A 13,203-nucleotide genomic window follows, 5' to 3' on the forward strand; every position below is an offset into this window, starting at 1 on the left:
CCTGCGCGCCAGGCCTCGCCATTGCCAACTGCCTCAAGCGCCGGCCCGCGCCTCGCCTCGGAAGCTCAGCAGCACATCCTGGAACAGCTTGATCTGCCCCAACACGAACAGCAAGACGAATCCGTAGATACTGGTCAGGACCACCCCTCCCGCCACGAGCCGCAGAAGCGAAGGAACCTCGGGGCCGAGATAGCGCTGGACTGCCAGCGCACCCGCCGAGGCCACGATGCCGGACATCCACGGCCTCATGATCGTCCGCAACAGATCCCCGACTGAAACCGGCGTACGATGCAGGCTCCACGCCAGGTGGGGATAGAGCCAGAGCAGCAGCGCCGTCGAGTAGCTCAGAGCCACTCCCTCGGGGCCGAAGGAAATCCCGACGCAGTAGGAAACGATGACGAGAGGGGCGATGGCAAAGGCCAGATACAGGCTGCGCTTCTGCCTGCCGGTCGAGATGAGCAGCCAATATGTGGGGTTGATGATCCCGAACACCAAGATGGTAGGGGTGAGCAGCCGGAAGATAGTCGCCGCCTCCGTCCACTGCGAGCCTAGCACCACGGTGATGATTTCGTGTGCGAACAGGAACGAGAACATTGTGATGGGAACCGTTACCGCGATGACGATCGAGTATCCCTTGAGGTAGAAGTTCCGTAACCGCGCGGGATCATGCTGCATCCGCGATAACGCCGAGAACAGTACCGCACCGACGGCGCTGTTGATGGTCGCCGTGGGAATGCCGATCAACTGGAAGGCCCGGGCATATAATCCAAGTGATCCGGCGCCCCAGAACCGCCCGAGAAGGACTTTCTCGGCATTGTAGCCAATATAGACGACAAGGCCGTTCAGCGTGACAATTCCACCGAAATGCAAGAGCGAGCCGATATTGGCGCCGCGCCGAGGGAGTCCAGGAATCCACCCAGTGGCGATCCAGTAGCCCAGGCTGCTGACCGCCGGTGAGATAAGGGTCGGGGCGATCAGTGCCCAGTACCCATCGCCACGGAACGCCAGCAGCACACCGGCCATGATGCCCAGGCACAGGGCGCCTGTATCGATTCCGCTCAGGGTGACATAACGCAGATTGCGCTCCAGCAGAGCGGCATGCTGCACACCGGCCGCGTTAAGCAGGAAACCTGGAGCGATCGCGATGGTGATCCAGAGCAGGCGCGGCTCATGGTAGAAGGTGGAGATGAGGTAGGCACTTGCGGCGCAGACCAGTGTGAGGAGGATCCCTACCAGTACATTGATCCAGAACAGGGCCGAGACCTGCTCGAACGAAATCTCATGCCTTTGGATTGTCGCGGAGGAAAGCCCGGCGGTGGTGAAGACATCCAAAATGCCTGTGAGTGCCACCACCATCGCGACCAGACCAAAATCGTTAGGGCTGAGCAGGCGTGCCAATGTGGCAATGTAGCCCACCCTGAGCATCAGGTTCGCGCCCTGGCTCACCATCCTGGCAACGCCACTTTGAATGGCTTCGCTCTTAAGGTTACGGCGCTCGCCTTTCGCGGTCGGGGTCTTGTCGGTCATGTATCACTGGCTGCATGTGCGCTTGGCTCCGTTTGAGCGGTCTGCGCGTGCCTTCTCTGATCAGTCATGTCGCCAGAGGCCCTCTCGAGCCATATCTCTCGCCACCAAGGATAGATGGCTCTTGGGCACTGCATCCGGCAATCGCTATACCGCGAGTTGCACCAGACTTTCTCCAAGATAACGGCCGGCCCTCTGAGATTGGTAAGAAGTCCGGTCTTTTCATTAACGAACGTTGTCACGCGTGATCTGACTTTGAAGATATGACCGCAATAGGGAACCATCTCCGCATCGAAAGTAAGACCCTGGCTCTTGTTGTCGGCATCCAAGGTCGCGAGGATTTCTTCATAGGATCTAACCCTGATCAACTCGCCGGGTTGGAGATCAAGCTTGACAGTCGGAACCGGCTGGCCGGTAGGGATTGATCCCCGATATCGCGGGAAAGGAACGCCACCATAGAGGTGCTGCACCTTGTCATAAACCCAGCTGACACCCAAGGACAACCTGGTGAGGCCTAAACGGCGCGTGTAATGATAGCAACTGAATATCGTTGCATAGACGAACCCGGCGAAGAGGCGCCATGCGCCGGCATTTCCCGATGCATAGTCTTCCGCATATTGCCGAACATCCCACCAAGGAAGAGGGGTAGTCGCCTCCAGAAGTTCTGTGGCTTGGCATGAGTATCTCGGACCACCCGACAAAGGCTGATTCTTGGCGCGCGCACCAGCCAGCACATCGCTTTCTGTGCAACCCGTTCCGTCCGCCATCTTAGTCGGAAGCGAGACAGCCCCATTCGAGGACGGCGAGTCCACAGGCTTAAGCCATGCCTCCTTCCAGAAAACCAGGCACGCCGCCTGACAGCCTCCAAACGCGTTGCCGTCGCACCTCAGTTTTTCAAGATGGATGACGCCGGATAACTTACGTCCGCCAGCAAAGTTGATCGTGTCACACGTCTTGTGCGCGCGCTTGTAAACACGAAAGCGGAGGCCACAATATCGAAACATTTGTGGCATAAAAGGGAGCTTCTCAAGCCGACCATTTTTGTCGAGTGTACGAAGGATTTCTTCCTTAGACCGCACCTCGACCCAGTCTCCGACCCTCAGTGACATGCAGCACCCCCGTTCACAGCGCGCTTCGGAACAATGTCATTTGCCTAGTGTCAAAACCATACCATCTCTAGACTCTGACAGCCGGCCCCGAATTAGCGGTAGCTACCCTCCACTTTTGATTGAGTGGACCAGTAGCTATCCTATTGTTACGATGCAAACGTGGGCCCACGCAGAAGTTTCCTGACCACCGAAAGCGGCTCGGTGCGAAGATGTCGGATCGCTAGTGCGGAGCGGTTTCCCGACGCTGTGCAATAATCTTCTGGAGTGTGCTCATGCCCAGCGTCGACGTAGTCATTCCGAACTATCAGTTCGGGCGCTTCCTGCCCGGCTGTATCAAAAGTGTGCTGTCGCAGGATGTAGAGAATTTGCGCGTGCTCGTCATAGACAACGCGTCGACTGATAACAGCCTCGAGGTAGCCCGTGCTTTAGCGGCCGCCGATCCGCGGATCCAAGTTATCGCCCATCCGGTCAATGTCGGGCTTATGGCCTCCATGAACGAAGGCATCGACCAGGCGAGAGCGGATTACTTTATGATACTTTGTTCCGACGATATTCTTGTGCCCGACAGTCTGTCACGTGCCATCTCTATAATGGAGAAACATCCTACACTAACCGTCGCGCAAGGGGGGGCACAAATCCTTAATGTCGAGGGTGCTCTGCCGACCGAGTTGACCGCTGCAGAGCCGCCGGCTTGGACAATTATTTCTGGATCAGAATATATAGAGGATGTCTGCCGCCGCCCCTTGCAACGGCCGGTCGGGTTCATATTGGTACGAACGGTCGCGCAGAAACGTGCAGGCTATTACATCAGGGAATTGCCGTTCACCAATGACCTTGAGATGCTGATGCGGCTGGCCAGTATCGGGGATGTTGCTGAGACAAATACTATTCAGGGAATCCGAAGGGAGCACAGGAGCAATATTTCGAGCGCTTACTGGCAGGACTTCAAGCTTAGACTGGATTCCGTGTATATGGCCATCGAGACCTTCTTATCGTCCTACAGCATGGTCAAAAACCAATCAGGCAAGTTGCTTATGCTCGCGCGAGTGAGTTTGGCCTGTGATGCCTACTGGTCGGCCGTATCACATCTGATCCGGGGTAGGTATCGTGAGGCCTTTGGTCTGTTCAAGTTCGCCTTCAGCCTGTCGCCGCATTTGGCAGTCCTCCCTCCCGTTGCTCATCTTTTCAGGAGAAAGGATGTTCTCTCTCGGATCCGAGTGGTATTCTCCGAGGTATTTGAACGGGCTGATAAGAGAGGTCGTGCCGCCTCGTATGGACCAAGTATTAGTGCAGCGGACCAGAGTGCCAACCGCAAGCATTGCACAAAAACAGAGACTTGAAGTACCCCGCGTGAATCTTGCCAGGCGCAACGCGCTTTTAAAGAGATCCGGCAGACAGAAATCGGAGAATCTTTCACTTCCTCTGCGTCCCGCTCGGATAGTCTGACAAACCGGGTGAAGGTCATGCCGTCCAATAGGCTAGGGAATGAACACCGTCTAAAGGTCATGCCGTCCAAATAGGCTAGAGAATGAACACCGTCTAAAGCGGTAACGAGAGCTTCCACTCAACCGTATGAGCAAATTGCGCCCAGCGTACGCAATCCCCACTATCCCGAATTTCGAAGTGGGGTAGGGAGGCCCGTGTGCCGTGTCGTTTCGTCTTGCAATCGCTGCGGCCTGCCTGCTCGCAACAGCTGCGCCTGCATCCGCCGATTTCCTCTGGGGCATCAATGGCCATCCAATAGTTTCCTATCCGGGCATCCCGGTCGAAAGGCAACTCGATTTCATCAAGGATCTCGGCCTCAAATCGTACCGGGTCAACGTCACGGCAGAGGACCAGGTAGATAGCCTTGCCCACCTTGTCGAAGCGGGAAAGACGAGAGGGATCGAGATCCTGCCCCTCATCACGCCCGGAGTCGACCTGGACAAGGACAACCCGGACGAGCTCTACGGGAATGCCCGGAGACTGGCGGTCACCCTCGGCACCAGGTTCAAGAACGACATTCGGGTTTGGGAACTCGGTAACGAGATGGAGAACTATGCCATCATCAAGCCCTGTGAGAAACGCGACGACGGCTCGCAATATCCATGTGGATGGGGGCCGGCAGGAGGAATGGGAACGCTCGACTACTTCGGCCCGCGCTGGGTGAAGGTGAGCGCCGTCCTCAAAGGCCTGTCCGACGGCATGACAGAGGTCGACCCGGGGATCAGGAAGGCTTTGGGCACCGCCGGATGGGGCCACACCGGCGCGTTCGCGCGGATGAAGCACGACGGGATCGCCTGGGATATCTCGGTCTGGCACATGTACGGCGAAGATCCAGAATGGGCTTTCCGCGAAATTTCTGGTTATGGCAAGCCGATCTGGGTCACCGAATTCAACAATCCTTCCGGAAGTCAGCGCAGCGAGCGGCAGCAGGCCGACGGTATCAAGCAGGCAATGACGCGGCTTCGCGAACTCAAGGAGAAGTACAAGGTCGAGGCCGCACACATCTACGAACTGCTCGATGAGACCTACTGGGCCCCGAGCTTCGAAGCCAATATGGGGTTGGTGAGGCTCGTGGGTCCCTCCGATGGCAAATGGGTGACCGGTGAACCGAAGCCTGCCTACAAGACGGTACGGGACTTCACCCGCGGTCCTTTGCCGCTGACCAAGCCGCATCGGGACTGCGACACCGAGACCATGGCTGCAGACCAGTCCACGCAGGTGCGGCAGGCAAGTTTCGTCTACTGCCTCATCCTTGGCCACAAGGGCGACACGGCCAGCGTGAATCAATGGTCGGCGGCACTTGAAAGCGGAGACACCAAACTCGCCGACATGATCATGGAAATGATGCGCTCGGACGAATACGAAACCAGATATGCCACGATCGGCCTAACGGACCGCGACTATGTCGGTTTTTTGTATTTGCTGCTTCTGAACCATCCCGCGGACGGTTACGGACTGGAAAGCTACACCCGCCAGTTGCGTGCGGGTTCCATGACGCGTGAGGCCGTGGCCTTCGGAATCATCACTTCGGCGGAGTTCAAATCCAGGCACGCCGCCATCCGCGAAACCTCCACGGTGCCGAACCCTGAGTGAGCAGAGCCAATGAGCGCCATACGTGAGCCACGGGAGGTCGCGGCCTTGCCACGACCGCAAGGCGAGGCAGCGGCAACCGCCGGCGGCAGGGAACCGGGCATCGCCATCTTGGGCCTGTTCGGCTGCGGCAACCTTGGCAATGACGGCTCGCCCGAATCCATGCTCTGTTCCTCAAGGAGAAGCGACCCAACGCGCGGATCGCGAGAGGAGAGGGGATCGCCGGCCTTCTCGACTGCATTTTCCTGAAAATCCCCCGCAAGGTGATGGATTTCCTCCGTGCAGTCCGGCACATCCGCAAGGCGAAAGTCATAGTCGTGCCTGGAACGGGAATCCTTGACTATTTCGGCGACCGCCCGTTGGGCATGCCCTTCGACGTCTTCAAATGGTGCCTTGCAGCGCATCTCGCGGAACGCGCATTGCTTTTGTCAGTGTAGGTGCCGGGCCGGTGGGACATCGCGTCAGCCGATGGCTGATAACAAGCGCGGCCCGCATGCCGGACTACCGGAGCTACAGGGACACTGCCTCGAGGGAATTCATGGCAAGCGTCGGCGTCGACACCAGCCGGGAGTCGATGGATCCCGATCTCGCTTTCACGCTGCCCGTTCCGCAATCTGCCAATGCCGACCCTTCACACCCGCTCACGGTCGGTGTCGGCGTAATGAACTACCGCGGCTGGTGCGGTTTCGAGGAGCGCGGGCTGGGCATCTCTGAATCTTATTTGCCAAAGTAGCGATATTCGTCACCTACCTCCTGGCCAGCGGCTACAATGTCCGCCCTCGCACAGGCGACGAAGGTGATACTCCCGCGGTCGAGGCGGTCCTGGCGGCCCTGGGCGAAACTGATACCCAAGGGCTTTCGTGCCCACCCGTCCATTCCCTTCGCGACGTCTTCGGCCAACTCGCCCTGACCGATCTCGTGGTGGCGATCCGCTTCCAGTATTGTGGCCGCCCTGATGGCGGGAAAGCCCGTGATATCACTGGGCTATGCGCTGAAGAACGACCAATTGCCCGGTCAGAGCGGTTCCGTCAGAATCTTGCCAGCGCGTCGAAAGCTTCGATGTCGAAATCTTGATCAGGCAGTGGCTTGTGGCGCATCGGGAAAGAACATGCGCGCAGGGTCCGTAACAGCGTCGAAAAATTCAGGGAGAGCCTCGAAGTCCAGCACGAATTCCTGCTCTCGACCATTCTTTGACGGAAAAGCCGTCGAAAGGACTAGGGGCTCACCGCCCGAAAGAGGTAGCCGACGGTAAGGCTTCGTCCAACGGGGCATCCTGATCGCCCATTGGCGTTCTCCCCCACTCCTCTCAGCCCACGTAGCCTCTGCGTGATCATATCCGCCCGAGAAGAGGTGTGCGATGAAAGTCATAGTAACCGGTCATCAAGGCTATATCGGCTCGGTGATGGTGACGATGCTGCTCCGTGCTGGGCATTCGGTAACAGGCTACGATAGCGACCTGTACCGGCGCTGCACCTTTGCTTGGGGAGGAGAGCAGGCTTCCGTCCCGTCCATCCAAAAGGACGTCAGGGACGTGCAAGCGCGCGACCTCGAAGGATTCGACGCCGTCATTCACCTGGCGGCTCTTTCCAACGACCCGCTGTCCGACTTCGATCCAGACATCACCTACGAGATCAATCACAAGGGTAGCGTCCGCTTCGCGAAGGCGGCCAAGGAGGCGGGCGTGTCGCGCTTCCTCTTCGCGTCATCGTGCAGCAATTACGGACAGGCGGGCGACGGAATGGTCGACGAAACGGGCGAGCTCAAGCCGGTTACGCCCTACGGCTGGTCCAAGGTGCTTTCCGAACGGGATATTTCCGAACTGGCCGACAGCAGCTTCTCTCCGACCTATTTCCGGCCCGCCACGGCCTACGGGCTGTCGCCCCGGCTCCGCTTCGACATTGTGCTGAACAATCTTGTCGCCTGGGCCGTTACCAGAGGGGTGATCCTCCTGAAATCCGACGGGACACCGTGGCGGCCGATCGTCCACATCGAGGACTTTTCCAGGGCGTTTATTGCCGGACTGGAAGCACCGCGCGAGATCATTCACAACGAAGCCTTCAATGTGGGTCGGACGGATCACAATTACAGGATCCGCGATATAGCCAAGATCGTCGCCGAGGTCGTGCCGGGCTGCCGACTCGAATTCGCGTCCGATGCTGGACCCGACAAACGATCCTATCGCGTCAGCTTCGACAAAATCGCGCGTACCCTGCCTGCCTTCAAGCCGCAATGGGATGCGCGTAAGGGTGCCGAGCAGCTTTACCAAGCTTACCGCAAGTCGAATGTTACTCTCGAGGAATTCGAGGGGCCCCGCTTCCAGCGCATCGGGCATATCCGGTATCTTTTGGCCAACGGACTTTTAGTCGGGCGCATGCGGGTCGCTGAACGTTCGACAACGCTGGATGTCGCAGCCGAGTAATGGGAATGGAACACCTGAACCCCTACGGACTCGGGCCGCGGCCGTCTTCTATCGGCGTCGGCCAGGAAATCTATGCCTTGGTCGAACGTCTCTTTCCGATCTGCAGGAGCATCACCGGAGATGGGGTGCGACAAACGCTGGATATCCTATCGGGACACGTTGATTTGGAAAGGCACGAAGTGCCCACCGGGACGCAGGTGCTCGACTGGACTGTTCCGAGGGAGTGGAACATCCGCTCGGCGAGCATCACAGGCCCGGACGGGAAAACGGTCGTGGATTTCGCCGACTCCAACTTGCACGTCGTCAACTACAGCGTACCCTTCAAGGGAGTCCTGCCGCTCGACGAACTGCGGCCGCACATCCATACGCTGCCTGAACAGCCAGAGGTGATCCCATACCGCACCTGCTATTACGCCCCGGCATGGGGCTTCTGCGTGGCCTACGAATGTGTCGCCAAGATGCCCGACGGCCTCTATCGGGTGGAGATCGATGCTGAACTCAAGGACGGCAGTCTCACTTACGGCGAATACCTGCACTGCGGGCAGACGGAGCGGGAATTCTTTCTTTCGGCACACATCTGCCACCCGTCACTGGCCAACGACAACTGTTCAGGCCTGGCCCTGCTGGCAACCCTTGCTAGAAGCCTGAAGGCAAGGAAAACAAGATACAGCTACCGCTTCCTGTTCGCTCCGGGTACGATCGGCTCCATTGCATGGCTGTCGCTCAACGAGGACCGGACACATCTGATCGACCACGGTTTGGTGCTGTCATGCGTTGGCGATGCCGCTAGCCCGGCATACAAGCGCAGTCGTCAAGGCGACGCCTTCATCGACCGTGCCATGGCCCATGTGCTCGGGCAGGAAGCAGGGGCAAAGTTGATGGATTTCTCCCCTTACGGCTATGACGAGAGGCAATATTGTTCGCCGGGCTTCAATCTTCCAGTCGGCATGTTTCAGCGAAGCGTCCACGGCACCTTCCCCGAATACCACACGTCGGCCGACAATCTCGACTTCATCGGCCCGGAGCACCTGGAAGACTCCTTCCGGATTCTGACGGATGTGATCGACATCGTCGAAGGGGACTGGACGCCTTCGAACCTTTTTCCCAAGGGCGAACCACAGCTCGGCAGACGCGGCCTCTACGCAGCCCTGGGAGGGCAGAAGTCTTCGGGAGCAACCTCGATGTCCCTGCTTTGGGTGCTCAATCTCGCCGACGGACAGCATTCGCTTCTTTCGATGGCGGAGTGCTCGGGTCTGCCATTCAGGGAATTGGCCGCCGCCGCGAGATTACTGTCAGATCACGGTCTCCTGGCCGAGGGGGCCGCATGAGCGCTGTTGAACCTTTCGCTTCCAGTCTTTCGGTTCATTAGGGGACCGGCTTCTTGACCAGCGGCCACGTCCTGTCCTTCTCCGACATCGCGGTCGGCATCAAAGGCCAGTTTATCGAAATGGCGGGGTCGCTGTAGCGGACGCCTTTCGATGCGTGGGGTGTATAGAACTGCGATATGAGATACGAGACCTCGGCGTCCTTCGTCAGGGTCTGGAGCCCGTGGGCGAACCCGGCAGGGATGTAGACCTGTTTCATGTTTTCGGGCGTCAACTCGAAGCTCAGCCAGCTGTGCCGCGTCGGCGAGTTCAGGCGCAAGTCCACGACGACATCAAAAATCGCGCCGCGGACACAGGAGACAAGCTTTACCTCGGCATACGGATCCTCTTGATAATGCAGCCCCCGGAGGGTTCCCTTTTCGACCGAATGAGCGCGGCTGTGCTGGACAAAGCGCGTCACCAGCCCGCAATCAGCCATTTCTTTTTCGCAGAACAGGCGGGTGAAGGAACCGCGGTCGTCAATCACCGGCGTCGGCTCGATCAGCCAGACACCCTTCAGCTCCGTTTCGGTAAACTGCATGTCAACCTTAGCCCCAGTTGCCGGGTAAGGGCCGGCAGTCCAATTGTTGGCATCGCCCGCTCGGGCTGGAAGAGCTACCTAAGTCTTAGGTGGCTTCTCCGATAGCGGTATGCCGGGCCGGTCGCTTACCCGATCGAGGGTCTTGGCGGCTTCACTGCCCCTACGGTTTGCCTATTAGGATTAAGGCAACCCAACGGATTGGCAAATCGAACCCGCGCGCGCACCGTCCTAAGCTGCCGCTGCCATAAAAGAAGCACCTCCTGCGGAGTGCGGCGGCAAAGGTTCTTGGTCAGGCCAATGCGTCTCCGTCTTTTCAAACCGGCGGGACAGGAGCACGGAATGAACATTCAGGCTGTCGAAATCGTTCGCGACCATAACGGGGCACGCCGGACTGCCAGCTGCAGACTTTGCGGATCGCGCCTGTGCCACACACTAGTTGATCTAGGCATGTCGCCTCCTTGCGAGGGCTTCCTGCGGCCGGACCAGCTCGACCAGATGGAACTCTATTACCCGCTCAAAGTACTGGTCTGCGACAGCTGCTACCTGGTGCAACTCAAGGAGTACATGAGCCCCGAGACCATCTTCAGCGAATATGCCTACTTCTCTTCTTTCTCGACAAGTTGGGTAGCCCACTCGAAAGCCTATTGCGAGGCGATCACGAAGCGGCTTGGGCTTGGAACTCACAGCTTTGCGGTGGAACTGGCAAGCAACGACGGTTACCTGCTGCAGCACTTCCTGCCGCTCGGCGTTCCCGTGCTTGGCGTCGAGCCGGCGGCCAACGTTGCGCGCGCTGCGGTCGAGAAGGGCGTGCCTACCCGAGTCGACTTTTTTGGAGCGCGGCTGGCAAATGAAATGGCGGCCGAAGGGCTTCACGCCGATCTCATCATTGGCAACAACGTCCTGGCGCAGGTGCCGAACCTCAACGACTTCGTCGCGGGAATGAAAATCCTTCTCAAACCAGAGGGCGTAATCACTCTCGAGTTCCCGCACATCGAGCGGCTGATGGCCGAGAACCAGTTCGATACCATCTACCACGAGCATTTTTCATATTTCTCGCTGCTGACGATCGATCTGATGGCGGCCCGCCACCGGTTGCGGCTCATTGATGTCGAGGAACTGCCCACCCATGGCGGCTCGCTGCGTGTTTATCTCGCCAACGAGGGCAGCAGCTGGGCCGTGGATCACAATGTCGGCGAACTCCTCGACCGTGAAAAGAGGCACGGGCTGACTGTAATGACGACCTACACCTCCTTCGGCTACAAGGCGCAGCGCGCGAAGCGAGATCTCCTAGCGTTCCTGATTTCGGCTAAAAACGAAGGCAAGAGGATCTGCGGGTACGGCGCGCCTGGCAAGGGCAACACGCTGCTCAACTACTGCGCTATCGGCACCGACTTCCTCGATTTCACGGTGGACCGCAATCCATATAAGCACGGCCGCTTCACGCCGGGCATGCACATCCCAATCAAGCCCATCGACGCGATCGACCAGGCCAAGCCAGATTACATCCTAATCCTTCCGTGGAACCTGAAGGACGAGATCGTCCAGCAGATGCACCATGTCGCCGCTTGGGGCGCGAAATTCGTGGTGCCAATTCCTTTCGTGACAGTGATCGATTCATCGGAGTTACCAAGATGAAAGTCATCCTTTTCTGCGGAGGCCGCGGGACCCGGATCCGGGACTATTCCGAAAGCATACCGAAGCCGATGATTCCGCTCGGCCAGCAGCCGATCCTGCGCCACGTCATGCAGTGGTACAGCGATTACGGACACGACGAATTCGTCTTGTGCCTGGGCTACAAGGCAACCGTCATTAAGGATTTCTTTCTGAACACCCGGCCACAGACCTTTTCCGATTGCGTGGTCACCCATGGTGGCCAAGACGTGAAGCTGCTTGGCGACATCGTCAAGGACTGGAGCATTACCCTGCTCGACACAGGCATCTGGCGCAACATCGGAGAGCGCCTCTGGGCCGCGCGGGATCACGTCAGGAACGAGAGGATGTTCCTGGCCAACTACTCCGACGGCCTGACCGATGTCGACCTCGACGATATGATCGCGAAGTTCGAGGCCAGCGGCAAGATCGGCTGCTTCCTTGCCGTGCACGCGCCGCTGACATACCACTTGGCCGACATCGCGGAAGACGGCCGCGTGCGCGAGTTCCGCACGACGGAAACGTCGGAGATCTGGATCAATGGCGGCTACTTCGTATTCCGCCCCGAAATCTTCGACTACATACGCGACGGCGAGGAACTCGTTCTCGAACCCTTCGGACGACTCATCGCTGACAACAAGCTGATGGCGTACAAGCACGAAGGGTTCTGGCGTTCGATGGACACGCTGCGCGATTGGCAATCACTCGAAGACATGGTCGAAAAGGGCGACATGCCCTGGAATATGAAGGTCACCGCCGAGAAAAACAGGCGCAATGTGCTGCTGGCCGTATCATGAGGGGGCTTGGCCTCGCACGTCGCGGGGAGGAACTCTCGATCCTCTGCCTTGGTGCCCATTCCGACGACATCGAAATCGGTGCGGGAGGCACGATACTCGGCCTGATCGCGTCGGGCGTCAAACTGGACGTCCGCTGGTGCGTGCTGAGCGCAGGCGGTCGACGGGTCGCGGAAGCCAGGGCTTCGGCCGAAGCGTTCCTCGAAGGATCGAGCTCGTCCACTGTCGACGTTGCGGATTTCGAAGACAGCTACTTCCCTGCCCATAGCCGATCGATCAAGCAGTGGCTGACGGATGTAAGATCACGGGTTGATCCCGACGTAGTGTTAACCCACGCCAGGTTCGACGCCCATCAGGACCACCGGGAGGTTAACCAACTGACCTGGAACGTCTTCCGCGATCATCTAGTGCTCGAGTACGAGATCCCGAAATGGGATGGCGACCTTTGCCAGCCCAATGCCTACGTGCCGCTCACGGCCGACGTGCTGAAGCGCAAGATCGAGCTCCTCTACGAACATTTCGGGACGCAGCGCTCCAAGGACTGGTTCGACCGCGAGACATTCGCCGGGCTTGCGAGGTTGCGCGGAATGGAATGCCGAGCACCAGAGCATTTCGCCGAGGCCTTCACGCTCCGGAAGATCAAAATTCTTTAGCAGTTGGCCCATATTCTCCTGTGAATAAGGGTGGATCCACGAATTGATCGAGTGAAACAGCTTGTATTCACCGC

At 58.5% G+C, this 13,203-nt stretch carries 12 protein-coding genes; 9 read left to right on the plus strand and 3 right to left on the minus strand.

Going from position 1 to position 13,203, the window contains the following annotated elements; translation table 11 throughout:
• Positions 1–33 precede the first annotated feature (33 nt).
• Both NKH50_RS21025 and NKH50_RS21030 read right to left on the minus strand, forming a co-directional pair.
• Positions 34–1,527 carry a lipopolysaccharide biosynthesis protein gene (locus NKH50_RS21025; RefSeq protein ID WP_352507544.1) on the minus strand — a complete coding sequence of 498 codons (1,494 nt, stop codon included), beginning with the start codon at positions 1,525–1,527 and terminating at the stop codon, positions 34–36.
• Positions 1,524–2,633, minus strand: coding sequence for a hypothetical protein (locus tag NKH50_RS21030; protein ID WP_352507545.1), 1,110 nt, complete (start codon positions 2,631–2,633; stop codon positions 1,524–1,526). The genes NKH50_RS21025 and NKH50_RS21030 overlap by 4 nt, the downstream gene beginning before the upstream one ends.
• Positions 2,634–2,905: 272 nt before the next feature.
• On the opposite strand from NKH50_RS21030, the gene NKH50_RS21035 reads away from it, so the two are divergent.
• From NKH50_RS21035 to NKH50_RS21060, 6 genes are all read left to right on the plus strand, one after another.
• On the plus strand, positions 2,906–3,973 hold the full coding sequence (locus tag NKH50_RS21035) for a glycosyltransferase family 2 protein (protein ID WP_352507546.1): 1,068 nt from the start codon (positions 2,906–2,908) through the stop codon (positions 3,971–3,973).
• A 307-nt stretch (positions 3,974–4,280) separates the two neighbouring features.
• Positions 4,281–5,711, plus strand: coding sequence for a DUF4214 domain-containing protein (locus NKH50_RS21040; RefSeq protein WP_352507547.1), 1,431 nt, complete (start codon positions 4,281–4,283; stop codon positions 5,709–5,711).
• A 263-nt stretch (positions 5,712–5,974) separates the two neighbouring features.
• Positions 5,975–6,145, plus strand: a complete 171-nt coding sequence (locus tag NKH50_RS21045) for a hypothetical protein (RefSeq protein ID WP_352880962.1) — start codon at positions 5,975–5,977, stop codon at positions 6,143–6,145.
• Positions 6,094–6,441 carry a polysaccharide pyruvyl transferase family protein gene (locus NKH50_RS21050; protein ID WP_352507548.1) on the plus strand — a complete coding sequence of 116 codons (348 nt, stop codon included), beginning with the start codon at positions 6,094–6,096 and terminating at the stop codon, positions 6,439–6,441. Before NKH50_RS21045 ends, NKH50_RS21050 begins: the two co-directional genes overlap by 52 nt.
• 624 nt (positions 6,442–7,065) lie before the next feature.
• Positions 7,066–8,127, plus strand: coding sequence for an NAD-dependent epimerase/dehydratase family protein (locus NKH50_RS21055; protein WP_352705765.1), 1,062 nt, complete (start codon positions 7,066–7,068; stop codon positions 8,125–8,127).
• 5 nt (positions 8,128–8,132) lie between these two features.
• Positions 8,133–9,455, plus strand: a complete 1,323-nt coding sequence (locus tag NKH50_RS21060; RefSeq protein ID WP_352880803.1) for a DUF4910 domain-containing protein — start codon at positions 8,133–8,135, stop codon at positions 9,453–9,455.
• Between the two features lie 37 nt (positions 9,456–9,492).
• On the opposite strand, the gene rfbC is transcribed toward NKH50_RS21060, so the two are convergent.
• Positions 9,493–10,032, minus strand: a complete 540-nt coding sequence (rfbC, locus tag NKH50_RS21065; RefSeq protein ID WP_352507552.1) for a dTDP-4-dehydrorhamnose 3,5-epimerase — start codon at positions 10,030–10,032, stop codon at positions 9,493–9,495.
• 339 nt (positions 10,033–10,371) lie between these two features.
• Between rfbC and NKH50_RS21070 the strand changes: the two genes are divergently transcribed.
• From NKH50_RS21070 to NKH50_RS21080, 3 genes are read left to right on the plus strand one after another with little or no spacing between them, the layout of a single operon-like run.
• Positions 10,372–11,667 carry a methyltransferase domain-containing protein gene (locus tag NKH50_RS21070; RefSeq protein WP_352507590.1) on the plus strand — a complete coding sequence of 432 codons (1,296 nt, stop codon included), beginning with the start codon at positions 10,372–10,374 and terminating at the stop codon, positions 11,665–11,667.
• Positions 11,664–12,479, plus strand: coding sequence for a sugar phosphate nucleotidyltransferase (locus NKH50_RS21075; protein WP_352507553.1), 816 nt, complete (start codon positions 11,664–11,666; stop codon positions 12,477–12,479). Before NKH50_RS21070 ends, NKH50_RS21075 begins: the two co-directional genes overlap by 4 nt.
• Positions 12,476–13,129 (plus strand): PIG-L deacetylase family protein, encoded by a 654-nt coding sequence (locus NKH50_RS21080; protein ID WP_352507554.1) that lies wholly within the window; start codon positions 12,476–12,478, stop codon positions 13,127–13,129. Before NKH50_RS21075 ends, NKH50_RS21080 begins: the two co-directional genes overlap by 4 nt.
• Positions 13,130–13,203: the final 74 nt, after the last annotated feature.

The sequence above is a fragment of the Mesorhizobium sp. M1027 genome (assembly GCF_040318745.1).
Taxonomy (GTDB): Bacteria; Pseudomonadota; Alphaproteobacteria; order Rhizobiales; family Rhizobiaceae; genus Mesorhizobium.